13 protein-coding genes are annotated in these 15,473 nt (G+C 60.9%); 4 read left to right on the forward strand and 9 right to left on the reverse strand.

The window, feature by feature from the left end:
- Nucleotides 1-74: 74 nt before the first annotated feature.
- The 5 genes from MOV61_RS01120 to MOV61_RS01140 all read right to left on the reverse strand — a co-directional run bounded on the left by MOV61_RS01120 (nucleotide 75) and on the right by MOV61_RS01140 (nucleotide 4,779).
- Nucleotides 75-908, reverse strand: coding sequence for a carbohydrate ABC transporter permease (locus MOV61_RS01120; RefSeq protein ID WP_247031203.1), 834 nt, complete (start codon nucleotides 906-908; stop codon nucleotides 75-77).
- Nucleotides 905-1,828 (reverse strand): carbohydrate ABC transporter permease, encoded by a 924-nt coding sequence (locus MOV61_RS01125; protein ID WP_247135228.1) that lies wholly within the window; start codon nucleotides 1,826-1,828, stop codon nucleotides 905-907. Before MOV61_RS01125 ends, MOV61_RS01120 begins: the two co-directional genes overlap by 4 nt.
- A gap of 68 nt (nucleotides 1,829-1,896) precedes the next feature.
- On the reverse strand, nucleotides 1,897-3,096 hold the full coding sequence (locus MOV61_RS01130) for a sugar ABC transporter substrate-binding protein (protein ID WP_247031201.1): 1,200 nt from the start codon (nucleotides 3,094-3,096) through the stop codon (nucleotides 1,897-1,899).
- A 25-nt stretch (nucleotides 3,097-3,121) separates the two neighbouring features.
- On the reverse strand, nucleotides 3,122-4,105 hold the full coding sequence (locus MOV61_RS01135) for an alpha/beta hydrolase (RefSeq protein WP_247135229.1): 984 nt from the start codon (nucleotides 4,103-4,105) through the stop codon (nucleotides 3,122-3,124).
- A complete protein-coding gene (locus MOV61_RS01140; protein WP_247135230.1) occupies nucleotides 4,102-4,779 on the reverse strand; it encodes a GntR family transcriptional regulator in 678 nt (225 codons plus the stop codon). Before MOV61_RS01140 ends, MOV61_RS01135 begins: the two co-directional genes overlap by 4 nt.
- A 100-nt stretch (nucleotides 4,780-4,879) precedes the next feature.
- On the opposite strand from MOV61_RS01140, the gene MOV61_RS01145 reads away from it, so the two are divergent.
- Entirely contained in the window at nucleotides 4,880-5,956 is a 1,077-nt protein-coding gene (locus MOV61_RS01145; RefSeq protein ID WP_247135231.1) for an ABC transporter ATP-binding protein, read from the forward strand.
- A gap of 99 nt (nucleotides 5,957-6,055) precedes the next feature.
- Here MOV61_RS01145 and MOV61_RS01150 read toward each other — a convergent pair whose 3' ends face one another.
- The 3 genes from MOV61_RS01150 to pobA form a co-directional block, all read right to left on the reverse strand.
- On the reverse strand, nucleotides 6,056-6,196 hold the full coding sequence (locus MOV61_RS01150) for a hypothetical protein (RefSeq protein ID WP_247135232.1): 141 nt from the start codon (nucleotides 6,194-6,196) through the stop codon (nucleotides 6,056-6,058).
- A 13-nt stretch (nucleotides 6,197-6,209) separates the two neighbouring features.
- Nucleotides 6,210-6,680, reverse strand: coding sequence for an Hsp20 family protein (locus tag MOV61_RS01155; protein WP_247135233.1), 471 nt, complete (start codon nucleotides 6,678-6,680; stop codon nucleotides 6,210-6,212).
- Nucleotides 6,681-6,884: 204 nt separating this feature from the next.
- Nucleotides 6,885-8,057: a 4-hydroxybenzoate 3-monooxygenase gene (gene pobA / locus MOV61_RS01160; protein WP_247135234.1), complete on the reverse strand. Its 1,173-nt coding sequence runs from the start codon at nucleotides 8,055-8,057 to the stop codon at nucleotides 6,885-6,887.
- A gap of 116 nt (nucleotides 8,058-8,173) precedes the next feature.
- On the opposite strand from pobA, the gene MOV61_RS01165 reads away from it, so the two are divergent.
- Entirely contained in the window at nucleotides 8,174-9,070 is an 897-nt protein-coding gene (locus MOV61_RS01165) for a helix-turn-helix domain-containing protein (protein ID WP_247135235.1), read from the forward strand.
- 106 nt (nucleotides 9,071-9,176) lie between these two features.
- Here the strand turns inward: MOV61_RS01165 and MOV61_RS01170 are convergent, their stop codons facing one another.
- Nucleotides 9,177-9,719 carry a Pycsar system effector family protein gene (locus MOV61_RS01170; protein WP_040125582.1) on the reverse strand — a complete coding sequence of 181 codons (543 nt, stop codon included), beginning with the start codon at nucleotides 9,717-9,719 and terminating at the stop codon, nucleotides 9,177-9,179.
- Between the two features lie 113 nt (nucleotides 9,720-9,832).
- On the opposite strand from MOV61_RS01170, the gene MOV61_RS01175 reads away from it, so the two are divergent.
- Both MOV61_RS01175 and MOV61_RS01180 read left to right on the forward strand, forming a co-directional pair.
- A complete protein-coding gene (locus tag MOV61_RS01175) occupies nucleotides 9,833-13,486 on the forward strand; it encodes a FecR domain-containing protein (protein ID WP_247135236.1) in 3,654 nt (1,217 codons plus the stop codon).
- 29 nt (nucleotides 13,487-13,515) lie between these two features.
- Nucleotides 13,516-15,435 carry an adenylate/guanylate cyclase domain-containing protein gene (locus tag MOV61_RS01180; RefSeq protein WP_247135237.1) on the forward strand — a complete coding sequence of 640 codons (1,920 nt, stop codon included), beginning with the start codon at nucleotides 13,516-13,518 and terminating at the stop codon, nucleotides 15,433-15,435.
- Nucleotides 15,436-15,473: the final 38 nt, after the last annotated feature.

Consider the following 15,473-nt stretch of genomic DNA (forward strand, 5'->3'; position numbering starts at 1 on the left):
TTGAATGTTCCGCTTCCCTCATCCCTGTGACGAGCACCGGAATGAGGGTGGAGCTCTTTCAGCGCCGGCCATTCTCACCCTTTCACCGCGCCCTGGGTCAGGCCGCCGACGAGGCGGCGCTGAACGAGAAGGAACAGGATGGTTGCAGGCATGGCGCCGACCACTGCGCCGGCCGCCAGCAGGCCCCATTCGATCTGGTACTCGCCGATCAACGTCTGGATCGCCACCGTGACCGGCCGTACGTTTCGCCCGCCCAGCGTCAGGGCGTAGAGATATTCGTTCCAGGCGGTGATGAAGATGTAGATGCCGGTGGAGATGATGCCCGGCATGGTCAGCGGCAGGACTATCTTGCGCAGCGCCGTCAGCCGCGAGCATCCATCCGTCATGGCTGCTTCGTCGAGGCTCTTCGGGATGGCGCCGATATAGCTCGTCAGCATCCACACCGCGAATGGGATCGCCACCGTCGCGTTGGCGAGGATCAGACCGAAATGGGTGTCGAGAATGTTGAAGCGGCGCATCAGCACGAAGAGCGGCAGGATGAGCAGCACGATCGGGAACATGTTGATCAGCAGGAACTGCAGCATCAACAGCTTGCGGCCCGGGAAGCGAAACCGGGAGAAAGCGTAGGCAGCCGTAACCGAGACGATCAGTCCGACGACGACCGTGCCGCCGGCGATGATCAGGCTGTCGAGCATGTTCTTGAGGAAGGACGTCTGCTCGACCAGCCGCACATAGTTGTCGAGGCTCCAGCCCCGCGGTGAAAGCGATACTCCGGTGGCAGAAAGCACGGCGGTCGGCGTCAGCGACGTCAGGATCATCCAGGCGAACGGCGCCATGGCGAAGAGGACGATTACCAGGACGGGCAGGTCCGTCGTGAGGATCCGGCGAAGCGTGCTCTGCTGTCTCATCGTTCCACCTCGCGCATGGTGCGGGCGAGATAGAGAGCCACGAACGCACCCAGAAAAATGGTGAAGGTGACGGCGATCGACGTGCCGTATCCGAAATCGAGATTCTGGCGCGCCTTGACGAAGGCGTAGAGCGGCAGCGTGTGCGTCGCATAACCCGGACCGCCGCCGGTCATGACGAAGATGACATCCATGGAATTGGCGACCCAGATCACCCGGAGCAGCCCGGCCGTTGCCAGCACCGGCGCGATCCCCGGCAGCGTGATATGCACGAATTGCCGCCACGTAGAAGCGCCGTCGATCGAGGCTGCCTCATACTGGCTGCGTGGAATTCCCTGCAGGCCGGCGAGGATCATCACCGCGAAAAAGGGAAAACCCTGCCAGGTCAGCGTCGCGATGATCGCGTAGATCGCGACATTCGGGTCGGCAAGCCACGGCACCGCCGAGCGAACGATCGAAAGATAGATGAGGATGTCGTTGAGCACGCCGGTATTCGGGTCATAGATCCAGCGCCACATCAGCGCGATCACGACGCTCGGCAATGCCCAGGGAATGATGATGAGGGCGCGTGCAAGACCGCGCCAGGGAAATTCGCGATTGAGAAGCAGCGCTGCGACAAGCCCCAACCCCATCTGCAGCGGCACGGTCAGGCCGATCCAGATGACCGTGTTCCAGAGCGCCGTCCAGAAGACCGGATCGTTGAACAGTTTTACGTAGTTTCCAAAACCGACGAACTTGCTGGCGTTCGGCCGAAACAGGATGAGATCGTAGAAGCTCGTGAACACCGCCTGCACCATCGGCATGAACACGATGACGACGGTGACCACGACGGCGGGGGCAAGCAGCAGGTAGGGAAGCAGCCGCTCGGAACGCCATATCGACGTTGTGCGGCGCTGGGTGGGGGAAGAGATCGATAGGGACATGCTTATCCTGCCTGTGGACCGCGGCGGAGAAGGAGGTCCCGACACATCACTGCCGGGACCGGGAGATTTTACTGAGCAAACAGCGTCTGCAGCTGTTCCATCATTTTCTTCGCCGTGATCTGACCGGTCAGCGCCTGCTGCATGTTCGTCTGCCAGGCCGTGTTGACGAATTCCGAAACCGCCGAGGTCTGGGGCAGCACCTTTGCGAATGGCAAGGACTGGACGGTCGCTTCGACGAAACGGCGCTCATGGAGTTTCCAGTCGGCGGAACCGCTCTTCGTGACCGTCAGCTGACCCGTCGCGCTGTTGAAGGCAACGTTGTTCTGGCCCTCTGCGAGGAAGGAAATCCACTTCCAGGCCGCATCCTTCACCGAGGACGAAGAGAAGATCGCGAGCGACTCGTCGCCGTAGGAAGTCCACTGGCCATTGCCGCATTTCGGAACCGGCACGGCCGAGACCTTGTCGCCGAGTGCGGCTACGAGATCCTTGGACGAACCGATATGGTGGATGGTCATCGCCGTCTTGCCGGACTTGAAGGCGGCAACGATTTCCTGGAAGCCGTCATTCGGCGCGGACGGCGGAATGACCTTGTCCTTCTGGAAGAGATCCACCAGCCACTGGTTTGCGGCAATCGCCTCCGGCTTGGTCAGGCCGCCCGGCTTCAGCTCGGCGCCCTGGGAGAGCACGAACGCACCCCACTGGTCCCAGCCGCCCTTGCCGCCGCGCAAGCCGAAACCATAGGTCTGCGGCGCATTGGTGAGCTTGATGGCCGCGTTGCGGAATTCTTCACAGGTCTTCGGCGGCTGCAGGCCAGCTGCCTGGAAGAGGTCGGTTCGATAGTATAGATAGAGGACGACATACTGGATCGGCAGATAATACTGCTTGCCGTCAGGCCCCTTGTTCAGCTCAAGCAGGTTATCCAGAAGGTCTGCTTTGCCTTTCCAGCTGTCGATCTGCTTGCCGATCGGTTCCAGCGCGCCCATTTCAGCGAGCCGCGGCTGGGCGAAGAGCTTCACCATGGCCGCGTCAGGCGCGTTGCCGCCGACCAGCGCGGTGTAGAGGTTGTCGTAGTAGCTGTTCCACGGCACGTTCTCGGCTTCGATCTTGATGCCGGGATTGGCTGTCTCGAATTTCTTGACCAGATCCGACATCGGGTTCGCCGGATTGTCGAAATGGTACCAGAAGCGGACGGTTTCCGCCTTGGCCTGGCTGAAAGCGGCCGAAGCCGCAAGAGCGGCCCCGAGCGCGAGTGTCTTCAGAAATTTCATAGTCTCCTCCTCCTGATTGTTTACGTCATGGACGTCTTGTTAGTCGCCTTGCTGCATTGCCCGCGACCGCCAGAGCCTCCCTTGCGGCCGAAAGTTCGTTGGTGTTCTGCAGGAAACCGTGGATGACGCCCGGCACGATGTGCAACTCGTCATCACGGCCAAAAGCCTTGAGACGTTGGCTCAGGCCCAAAGTGTCGGAAAGCAGCGGATCCACGGCGGCCGCCATCAGATAAAGCGGCGGCAGCGCGGCCAGGGCCGCATCGGAAGCCGCGAGGGGACAGGCGAGCGGATCCTCCTCGATCGCGCACTCGCCGGAATAGAACGACCAGTAGCGCTGCATCTTTCCGCGCGTCAGCGCGGGACCTTCGGAGAAGCGGACATAGGACGGCGACGTGAAGCTCCGTGCGTAACAGCCGTAGAAGAGCAGCGCTGCATCCGGCAATGCGCGGCCTTCCGCTTGCTCATGCAGCATCGCCGCAAGAGCAAGGTTCGCGCCCGCGGAGTCGCCCGAAATCAGCAACGGGCCGCGGCGGACGCCAGCATCGGCCGTCACTTCGAAAAGGTTGCGCAGGCTGGCAACGACGTCCTTGAGGCCTGCCGGATAGGGATTTTCCGGCGCCAGCCGATAATCAGGCATGACAACCGGCAGGCCACTTTCGAGTGCCAGAACCCGGGCGCAGCGCTCGTGGGTTTCCGGCGAGCAGAAGGCAAAACCGCCGCCGTGTACGAAAAGGATGGCGCCTGCCCCGCCGCCGGGAGGGACGAGCACCTTGAGGCGACAACGTGCCGAACCAAGGCTTGGGTCTTCCGCCACCATGACCTCAGTCACGTTTTCCATCGCCGGCAGGTTAACGTTGCAGCGTTCATTGGCGGCAAGCGATTGCGCCCGACCTTGCGCAGGCGGCAGCATTGTCGGATCCGGTAACGGTCCCAGTTCGGCAAGGACCCGCTCGATGAGCGCCGCCATCTCGTCCGACAAGACACCCGACAATTCGATATCGTTGCTCACTGGATCACCTCCGGGAAGACTTCCGGCCCAAAGTCGACGATGGTCGCGATATGATGATGCATGGCGGTGGTGGCGCGCCTTGCGTCGCCGCCCTCGATCGCGTCAATGATGCTGCGATGGCGCAGCGCCGTCGCCTCGAGATCCCGCGCCATCGGGCTGCGGGAAATCTTGAAGCGGTGATTGTGGACGAGGCAGCGATGCAGGATCGGGTCGAGTGCCGGCAGATTGGCATCCTCGAAAATTCGGCGATGGAAGTCGCGGTCGAACGAAGCGAGTTCCAGTTCATCGCCCGCTCCGGCAGCGACAAGCATCTTCTCAAGAAGGCCATTGAGCTCCTTGACCAGCGTCCGGCTCGGCGCACGCATCACCCGCGCCATGCCGCTACCCTCGATCTGCTGGCGCAGCCGGAACATTTCGATCGCCTCGTCCTCGGTGCATTCCGAGACCTGCGTGCCTCGATGCCCCTGGCGACGAACAAGCCCCTCCTCCTGGAGCTGAAGCAGCGCTTCACGCACCGTTCCCTGGCTGCACTGGAAATGTGCCGCCAGATCCAGTTCGGTCAGCCCGGTTCCGGGCGCCAGCGTTCCGAGCATGATGTCGCGCTTCAAGGCGTTGAAGGCGGCGCCTGCCTTGGGGGGTTTGGTCGATGTCGGTCGAGACGAAAAATACGCCATGTAGTCGATCCAGCCGGTTGCGCATTTCTAAACTTATCATTATTGATATTGATATCGATAATTGGCGTCAAGCGCCAAAGTCGTGTGGAGGAGGAAAAACGTGGCCGGCATTGCATTGAAGAAAATCCAGAAATCCTATGGTGCTCTGCGGGTCATCCACGACATCGATATCGAGATAGAAAGCGGCGAATTCCTGGTCCTCGTCGGCCCTTCCGGCTGCGGAAAATCGACCCTGCTGCGCATGATTGCCGGGCTGGAGGAGATCTCCGGCGGTGAACTCGATATCGGAGGCCGGACTGTGAACCTGCTACCGCCGGCCGAGCGTAACATCGCCATGGTGTTTCAGGACTACGCGCTCTATCCCCACATGAGCGTGCGGGAAAACATGTCTTTCGGCCTGAAGATGCGCGGCAGCGATCAGCCTGATATTGACAACCGCGTCAACCAGGCGGCGGACATCCTGAAGATCCAGGATTACCTCGACCGGCGCCCTGCGCAACTGTCTGGCGGACAACGCCAGCGCGTCGCGATGGGACGCGCGATCGTTCGCGAGCCTGCGGCGTTTCTCTTCGATGAGCCTCTCTCCAACCTCGACGCAGCCCTGCGCGTGGAGATGCGCCTCGAAATTGCAAAACTCCATCGCCGCATGAAGGCGACCACCGTTTACGTGACCCATGACCAGGTGGAGGCCATGACGCTTGCGGACCGCATCGTGGTGATGAACGGGGGCGTCGTCGAGCAGGTCGGCAAGCCGCTCGATCTCTATCACAAGCCGTCGAGCCTGTTCGTCGCCCGCTTCATCGGCAGTCCGACCATGAACACCGTCCCGGCCAAGCTCTCCAGATCGGGAGGCGAGGCTCAAGTGCTTGGAAGAACCGTTAAGCTGGACGGGCTTGAATTGTCAGGCCATGGCGCCGAGGACATCGTCCTCGGGATAAGGCCGGAAGACCTGATGCAATGTCCGGCCGAACAGGCCTGGTTCAGCGGCGAATTGATGGTGGCCGAGAAGCTCGGCAGCCAGACCTATGGCTATATTGAGGTCGGGCACACGAGAATGCTGGCTGTCGAGTTTCCTCGCGACCAGGAAATGAGTGTGGGCGATCTCATGCATGTCCGAGGCAGCGCCTCTGCGCTGCATCTTTTCGACGCTGGAAGCGGTAAGCGCCTGAGCATGTGAGCCGGAATGATCCTTGATCCATGATGGGTTCGAGAATGGTCGAAGCCGGATGCAGGGCCGGCCTGACATGCCGGCCCTTTCTGCGTCGAAAAAGTCGCTTCAGGATCGTGCTGCCGGAGCCGCCGTTTCGGGACGAACCTTGTCCAGCAGCTTCGAGAACACGCCCTTTCGAGCGTCCTTTGTCTTGATGCCTCGACGTTTTTTGATCTGGACCGTGAACGGCTTTGTCGGGAACTTCATCGAGACGTTCTCCCTAAGCCACCTGACGCTCGGCCTCGATCTGAAGAGGCGCCTGCTGAAAGGAACTGTCTCCGATCGCAATCCTGCGCGGTTTCATGGCCTCGGGCACTTCGCGCTTCAGCGCGATCGAGAGAAGGCCATTCCTCAACGAGGCGTTCTCGACCCTGACATGGTCGGCAAGCTCGAAGCGGCGTTCGAATGTCCGTCCGGCAATGCCGCGGTGCAAGTATTCACCGTCCTTCTCCTCGGCTTTCTGCCCCTTTACCACGAGAACGTTGCGCTCCTGGGTGATGTCGAGGTCGCCCTCGGCAAAACCCGCGACGGCCATCTGGATGCGATAGTCGTCTTCTCCGGTTTTGACGATGTCGTAGGGCGGCCAAGTATCGATAGCCTGCAGGCGCTGCGCATTGTTCAGGAGATTGAAGATGCGGTCGAAGCCGATGCTGGACCGGTAGAGTGGTGCGAAATCAAGTTCGTTTCTCATAGCCATATCCTCCGTAAAGCAACATGGAATGGAGACGCGTCGGAAACCTGCGCCTCCGGTTCGATCGGCCCCTTTTAGGCTGCCGACGAAAATGATCTGGTTTTGAGCGATTTTCGATTCAAGAGGGAATCCGAAAAAAATTTAAGCAGGCCCGCCACGAAAAACTAAAGCCTCATGATTGCCGATTTCGTGGGGCGCGCGTCCTTAAAAAGGCAGGCCCACATAGTTCTCCGCAAGCGCCGTCGAGGCCGCCCGCGAATGGGTCAGATAGTCCAGCTCGGCTTCCTGGATCCTCTGATCGAATTCGCCCGTATCGGGAAAACGATGCATCATCGTCGTCATCCACCAGGAGAAGCGCACCGCCTTCCAGACGCGGGCCAAAGCTCTTTCGGAATAGGCGTCGATGCCGGCATCGGAATGGTCCAAATAGTGTCCCCGCAGCCCGTCGAAGAGGTAATGCACGTCGCTTGCGGCAAGGTTCAGCCCCTTGGCTCCGGTCGGCGGCACGATATGGGCTGCGTCGCCGACGAGGAACAGGTTGCCGAACCGCATCGGCTCGGCAACGAACGACCGCAGCGGTGCGATCGACTTCTCGAAGGACGGCGCGGTGATCAGCGCTTCCGCGTGATGCACCGGCAAGCGGCGGCGAAGCTCGTCCCAGAACCGGTCGTCGCTCCAGTCCACGATCTTCTCGTCGAGCGCGCACTGGAGATAATAACGGCTGCGGGTCGCCGAGCGCATCGAACAGAGCGCGAAACCGCGTGGGTGGTTGGCATAGATCAGTTCATGGTTGACCGGCGCGACCTCTGCCAGGATGCCGAGCCAGCCGAACGGATAGATCTTCTCGAAAACGCGGATTGCGCTTTTCGGCACGGCGTTGCGGCTGGGGCCGTGAGAACCATCGCAGCCGGCGATGAAATCGCAGTCGATGCGATGCGTGCTGCCGTCTTTTTCGTAGGTGACGAAGGGTAAGCGGGTGTCAAAATCATGGGGCGTGACATTGCCGGCTTCATAGATCGTCTGGGCTCCGCCTGCCTCGCGACGTTCCATCAGGTCGCGGGTCACTTCGGTCTGGCCATAGACCATGACGCGCTTGCCGCCGGTCAGCCCGTAGAGATCGATCCGGTGGTCGCGCCCGTCGAAGGCGAGCGAAAAACCTTCATGCGGCAAGCCTTCGGAATGCAGCCGGGCGCCGGCCCCGGCCTGGTCGATCAATCCGACCGTGCCCTCCTCCAACACGCCGGCGCGGACGCGGCCGAGGATGTACTCCTTGCCGACACGATCGAGGATGATGTTGTCGACGCCCGCTTCCGTCAGAAGCTGGCCGAGCAGGAGACCCGACGGTCCGGAGCCGATAATGGCGACCTGCGTTCTCATGCGTCTCCTCCCGAATGTTTTTGTTTTGGTAAATTGTGCTCGGCTTCCGTGTTGGCAGCAATGGACATTCAAGCCAAAAAATTGGACAAAACGAACATTGCGGCCGGAGGCATCCGATGAACAGGCACATACCGACCTACCAGCTATACGGAGAGGATCCAGGCAAGCGGCATGATTTCTGGCTGCATTGCGAAACCATCAAGGCGAGAAGCAGCCGCCACCAATGGGAAATCCGCCTGCATCGGCATGAGTCATTCTTTCAGATACTGTACATCGAGGCGGGATCGGGCGACGCGACCTTCGACACCGAGACGCATGCCATCCGCCCGCCGTCGATCGTCACTGTTCCCCCTGCCCTCAATCATGGCTTCCGGTTCTCCCGCGATATCGAGGGGTTGGTCGTCACGATCCTGAGTTCTCATCTGGGCCATCCGCCGGGGGAGCGCAGCCGCTTCGGCGAATGGCTCGCCACACCGCACCTCACCCCGCTCGACCCGTCGAACGCCGATGCTGCCTACGTGATGCAAACAGTGAAACGAATTGGCGAGGAATTCGACCACCGCAACAGCGGGCGCAATGAGCTTCTGGCTTCCTACGTAAAGCTCGCGCTGAGGCTGACGGCGCGCATCTCTCACGCCGACGACATCAACCAGCTCCCGGCGAACGAAGGCGAACGGCGGATGGAGATGCTGGGCGGCCTGATCCGGCAGCACTTCCGCTCGCATAAACCGATATCCTTTTACGCGGGCGAACTCGGCATCTCGCTGACCCATCTCAACCGCATCGTCCGGTCGGTGGCGGGCTGTACGGCGCGCGATCTGATCGCCGCCAAGCTGATCGAAGAGTCGAAGCGCGAGCTCGTCTTCTCGCTCGCATCCGTACAGGAAGTCGGTCATCGCCTCGGCTTTGCCGATCCCGCCTATTTCTCGCGGTTTTTCCTAAAGCAGACCGGAGAGACGCCGCGCGCCTGGCGCCTGCGAGAAATCCAGTCGCTACACCGGACTTCTTCCTGAAGAGCGCGAGCTGCCGCGCGGCACAAAGCCTGGCCTCATCGTGGCGGCCGCAATCGGGGGCCGGAACCATCGGGCTTGCGCTCGGGGCAGGCTTGGACATCGTCCTTCAGGTGATCAGAAGAAGCAGGACGTATGAAACTACCGTGAAGAGCATCCCGCGGAATGCATAGGAGACACATCGGTACTTCTGCCGGGCGATGAGGGACAACACGTCGGCATTGTCCAGGTATTCCTTGAAAAGATAACCGACGTCGCTGCGCTGCGCCGCGTGCTCGAATATTGCTCGGTGCTGCGGCCATGTCCCCCAAAAAAGCGAGGTGGATTTCGCCACCCGCCGAGGCAACACAACGAGGATGGCTGAAAGAATTGAGGAAACTGACGCGATGGCGAGCAATGCGGAAACAACCACCGCAAGCCACGTGCCCCCGGTATACCGCGCCAAGGTGAAGACGCCGCGCCCCTCGCTCGAAGAGATCAAAAATGCCAGCATGAAGGTAAAAATATAGGCAGCCTTCTGATCGGATATTTTGATTTGGTCATAAAACACGTCGTTTATCTTACGGACGTGATTGAAATACTCTTCAGTGATCTCACCGGACGCCATCGGCATTTCGAGCATCTCGATCGGCGCGCTGTCGAAGTCGCTCAACTTGCTTTTCCTCAGTTCCGAACTGTTTCCCTGTTAATACACTCTGGCCGAAAAGCAATGCCGTTTCTAAAGGCTATCTTGACACTTGCCAGGTTTAAAAGCAGTGGTGAAGCATGTCGGGGGCGATCAATCGTTTTTATCTTGCAGCGGTCGCGCTGCCTATACTTGCTGGCGGACTAGCGTCGCCGGCAGCGGCAGAGCCTGTGCAACGATCGGGGCAGCCTGCCGGGGCAGTCATTGCGCGCAAGGCAGGCGAGGAAGTCCGCTTTATCGACGTGTCCAGCTGGCAGTTCGTCGACCTGAAGCAAGACCTCGTCACCGGCGACGTGCTGCGTACCAATGCGACCGGCCAGCTGGCGATCCTCTTTTCCGATCGGACGCAGGTCCGGCTCGGCCGCAATTCCTCGTTGGTTGTCAAGCAGATCACCGCCAGCACCAGCGCCGACACCATATTGGAGCTTCAGTCCGGTACCATCTGGGCACGCGCGGAACGCGGCGGGCCTGGTGTCCGGGTCGAGACGCCGGCGGCGGCCGCGGCGATCCGTGGCACCGACTGGACGATGACGGTCAAGGGCGACCAAACCTCGCTCAACGTCCTCGAGGGCATCGTGCAGCTCAGCAATCCGCAGGGCAGCGTCGAAGTGCGCCAGGGCGAGGGAGCCGTCGCCTCGATCGGCCAGGCGCCGCACAAGGTCGTCATCGTCGATTCCGACGACCGCGAGCAGATGCTGTTCTTCCTGCCGCCGCGCCAGGCATTCGAGCGGATGCCGCCGTCAGCCCAACCGGTTGCCGAAATGCGCCGTAAAGCCGATCGCATCACGGCGATCCCCGCCGAACGGCGCAGCGCGGAGGATTGGGTCTCGCTTGCCGAGGCCCAGCTTTCGCTCGAGGGTCGCCAGCGGGCGCGGCAGACGCTTGCCAAGGCCAAGGGCCAGCGGCTTTCCGCCTCGCAGAAGGCCCGAGTGACATTGATCGAGGCAGTCCTCGCCGCAAGCGAAACCCGCTATGCGGAAGCCGCGAAGCTGTTCGAGAAGGCGCAGCGCGGCCTGGATTCCAAACGACGGGGCATCGCACTTTACGGCGGCTATTATGCCCGGGCGCTTGCCGATCCCAACCGGGTCGAAGCACTGCCGCCGCAGGTGGGGGGACCGGACGGCGCATTTCTGCGCGCCTACGCGCTCGGCTTCCTGCAGGACCTGGGGGCGGCAATCAAGGTCCTCAAGGAGGCTGAGCGCCAGTATCCGGACGATCCGGAACTGCCTGCCTATCGCGGCTGGCTTGCGGTCTTGCTGAACGATCGCGCCCAGGCGGAGGAGGCGCTCAACCGGTCGCTTGCGATCGATCCCGCTGAGCCGACGGCGCTCGAGGCTCGTTCGCATTTCCGCGCGGGCTTCAAGGGCGATTATCAGGGCGCGCTCGCCGACCTCGAAGCGGCCATCAAGGTCGCACCCGGGGGCTCGACGACCTGGAACGCGATCGGCAACATCCAGGCCGCACGAAACGCCAACCGCGAGGCCGAAGCCGCCTTCAAGAAGTCGATCGAGCTCGATCCGCAGGACCCGCTCGCCCATTCCAACCTGGCGATCTTCTATCTTGATATCGGCCGGATCGAGGATGCCAAGCGCGAGATCGACACCGCGCTCGCCATCGATCCGGCCTTCGACATCACGCTCGTGGCGCGCGGTCGCTACTATCTGCAGACCGGAGAGCTGGACAAGGCCGTCGACGACCTGCTCGCGGCAAGCGTGGCCAATCCGGCCTATTCGCAAGCGCAATTGCTGCTTGCGGCCGCGAATTACGAAAAAGGCGACCGGGTGCCGGCCGAGCAGGCGACGGAAAATGCCGAACGGCTCGACGATAACGATCCGATAATATCCGCCCTGCGCACGGCAATCGCGATCGACAATTACGATTCGGAAGGCGCCATCCGCAACGCGCAGGAATATCTCAAGCGCTCCAAAGCCCGCGGCGGCGATTTCACCTCGCTCGGCGCCAACCAGCAGGCCGGGTCGACGCTGAACGATGCGTTCCGACTGCAGGGCATGAACGCCTGGGGCGAATATTACAGCGACGCCGCCTTCGATCCGTTCGCCGGCACCGCCTATATCGACCAGAGCATCCACGGCAGCGCCAACCCCTTCGTCAACAACTACTTCTACGGCGACAACGTCATCACCAACGCGCCGAACGGGCAGGCGTTCTCGTCCTTCCTGCAGGGCCTGATGCTCGAGCCGCATATCATTTCCGGCCGCTCGCGCTCCGCCAACATCATGAGACGACCGTTCTTCGAAGGTTCGGTCGGCGGAGGGATCAATATGGCGGGCGGAGAGCTTGATTATATTGGCGAGGGTGAGGTCCAGGGGTACAGCAATCTGCCGTTCCCGATCAGCTTCTATGGGAATTTGCAATGGCAGAGGGTGCCGGACAGCCGTGATATTGGCGCGCTGACTGATCTCGATACGGAGAACAAGCCGATCAGCGGTACGGGCTATCTGACAGCAAGCCCGACTCCTTACGATCGTTTTGTGCTATATTTTGGTCGGGGGCGCACCGATTTCAGCCGTAGTTTTGAGGCTGATGGCGGCGGTGGTTTCACAACACTTACCAATGTGGACGTCTCCACCAAGGTGACCAATGGAGGTGTCGGTTGGAGCCATACCTTCGGCTTTGAAAACACCCTCAACGCAGCTCTGCTATTTAGCGAAATCAGCAGCGAGGATCGAGAGTATCAGGAATTCCGTTTTCTTGGCTTGCCCTTGATAGCGACACTGAACACAAATGAGGTGAGCCAGAAAGCATATATTGCTGCAATCAATCACAGCATAGGCGCAGGAGATCTCACGTGGCGTTATGGCATCGAGGGCGGATGGATCGATGCCCGGCAATCCCAAGGCTTTGAAGTCGTCATCCCGCCTCTCGGCTTGGTTACGGCTTCGACCTCGGATCGTAGCACGGTTGGCCGAGCATATATTGACTTGCTGCAAGAGGTCAGCCCTGACCTGAAGGTCGAATATGCCCTTTTCGGGACATATATCGAAAATGGTGCCCTCAGTGAGTTTAGACTGGATCCTCGCCTCGGAGGTGCGTGGTCTCCTCTCCAAGGTCAGTGGTTACGGGCCGGCTTCATGCGGAACAGCCTTGATCTGACCACCCCAACACTTTCCCCGATCGGGGTGGTTGGATTGCAGCAAAATCAGATTGCCGTGAGTCCCGGCGGCTATGTGGATACATATGCTTCGCGTTGGGACGCGGAATGGACGCCAAAGATTTTCACCGCGGTTGAGTTCCAGCATCAGGAGGTCAATGGCGCCAGCATTTCAATACCCTTGTCGGCCGCAACAGCGGATATCGATAAGGGCACCATAGATCGCACCAGCTTGAACGCCAATTTTCTGCTCGGCCATGGTTTCGGATTGTCTTCAACTGTCGCCTACTCCGACACTGACGATAGAAGCGATGTTCCAGTTGCCGGGGGGCAAATACCTTTCATCCCGGAATGGGGAGGACAGGTGGCGCTCACCTGGGTCAACGAAGCGAATGTGAAGGCGACACTTGCCGCAAACTACGTGGGCAACCGGGTCGACGAAGTCGGCATCGAACTCGACGACTACTGGACCCTGGACGCCAGCCTGACGTGGGAACCGTTTGACAAACTGTTTGAACTCGAACTTGCGGCCTATAACCTCCTGGACGAAAACATCGAAGTGAGCGCCGGCACACCCGGTTGGGGCCGGTCCTTCCGGGGCACGCTCAAAGTTCGGTTCTAATGGCCGGCCGGCGCGGTTTCTCCTTTTCAATGCTGCGCTTCTTCTCGTCGCGCAGCGTGCAGGTTGCCATTCTGGCGGCATTCTTCTTCGCTGCGGTAGCACTCCTCACGCGCCTGCCGGGCTGGCCGCTGATCGACTATCGGGCATTCGACTATCTTTCGACCATCCCGGATGAGCCGATTGCGGAAGGAGGGCCGATCGTCGTGGCGATCGACGAGCCGTCGCTTGCGGAGATCAACGTGCAGTGGCCGTGGCCGCGCGGCCTGCATGCAAAGCTGGTCTCCCTGCTGCGCGCCGCCGGCGCCAAAGTGATCGGCCTCGACATCATTTTTTCCGAACCGTCTGCGCCGGCCGAGGACGAGGCGCTTGCCGCCACGCTCGGGCCAGATGTCGTGCTGGCGGGCGACGAGACGCTCGTAACCTCTAACCAGGCCGACCAGTTCATCCGGGTCATGCCGCTGCAGATGTTCTCCGACAGGCAAGCGCCAACAGGCATCGCCTCGGTCGGCCTGCATCGAGACGGCGTGCTGCGGGACATGCCGGACTTTGTCGACGGCTTTGCCGCCGTGGTCGCGACGGCCGCGGGCATCGAAGTGGGTCTGCCGGAGCCCGGAAGCCTTATTCAGGTGTTCGGCGGTCCCCGCGCCTATCCGACGGTGTCCTATTATCAGGCTCTGGATCCTGAAAATTTCCTGCCGCCGGGCCTGTTCAAGGACCGGATCGTCATCGTCGGGCTGAGCCTGCAGAATGCGCCGTCGATCGACAATGGCGGAGCCGACGCCTTCCCGACCTCCCATACGATTCACGATGGCAAGCTGCTGGCCGGCGCCGAAGTTCAGGCGACTATTTTCGACAACCTGCGGCTCAAGAATTCAATCGCCGAAGCCAATCGCCCGATGAGACAATTGCTGCTTCTGGTCGCGGTCGTGGCGGCGGCGGTGCTCATCTGGAAAGGTACCGGCTGGCACACGGTGGCGGGCGGCGCGGTGGTGATCGTCGTGCTGTTCGTCGGCAGCTACGTCACCCTGCGTTTCGGCCGCGTCTTCCTGTCACCTATAGCGGCGTCCCTCGCCTTTGCCGGCATGACTGCAGCACAGGCAGCGCTCGACTACGCCCAGGAGCGGAAGAGCCGCCGGCAGATCATCCGAGCTTTCTCGCAATATCTGGCGCCTGCCCTGGTCGATCAACTCGCTCGCGATCCATCCAAGCTGAAGCTCGGCGGCGAGAAGCGCGAGCTTTCGATCCTGTTCTGCGATGTACGGGGCTTCACCACCATTGCCGAGCAGCTCAAGGACGATCCGCAACAGTTGACGATGCTGATCAACCGGCTGCTGACACCGCTGTCCGACATCGTGCTTTCCCATGGCGGCACGATCGACAAATATATCGGCGACTGCCTGATGGCCTTCTGGAATGCGCCGCTCCACGATCCAGCGCATGCGGCCCACGCGGTAGCCGCCGCGCTTGATATGCTCGACTCGATGCAGGCGCTGAACGACGATCTGGAGGCCGAAGCGGAGGCGGCAGGACGGACTTATTATCCGCTGGCGATCGGAATCGGCATCAATACCGGCGAATGCGTGGTCGGTAACATGGGCTCGACGAGCCGTTTCGACTATTCCGCGCTCGGAGACGCCGTCAATCTGGCAGCTCGACTTGAATCCGCATCAAAGGCTTATGGCGTGCCACTGCTGCTAGGTGAGAGGACCGCACAGGCAGTGGACGATATTTTCGCAGTCTTCGAACTCGACCGCATCACGGTTAAAGGCAAGACGGAAGAGGTTCCCGTCTGCACCGTGCTTCGTGAAACTTCCGAGGCGGCACGGAAGGTCCATCGCGAATTTCTTGAGGCACGTTATCGCGGCGACGTCGCCACCCAGCAGACGCTGGCGCAGAGGCTTATAGATGATGTGCCGGCGCTTTCGGCGTATCATGGGCAGGCCCTGTAGCGTCCAAGCAAGAAAACGAAATGCCGCACCGGGTCGCC

The sequence above is a fragment of the Neorhizobium sp. BETTINA12A genome (genome assembly GCF_023006485.1).
Classification (GTDB): Bacteria; Pseudomonadota; Alphaproteobacteria; order Rhizobiales; family Rhizobiaceae; genus Neorhizobium.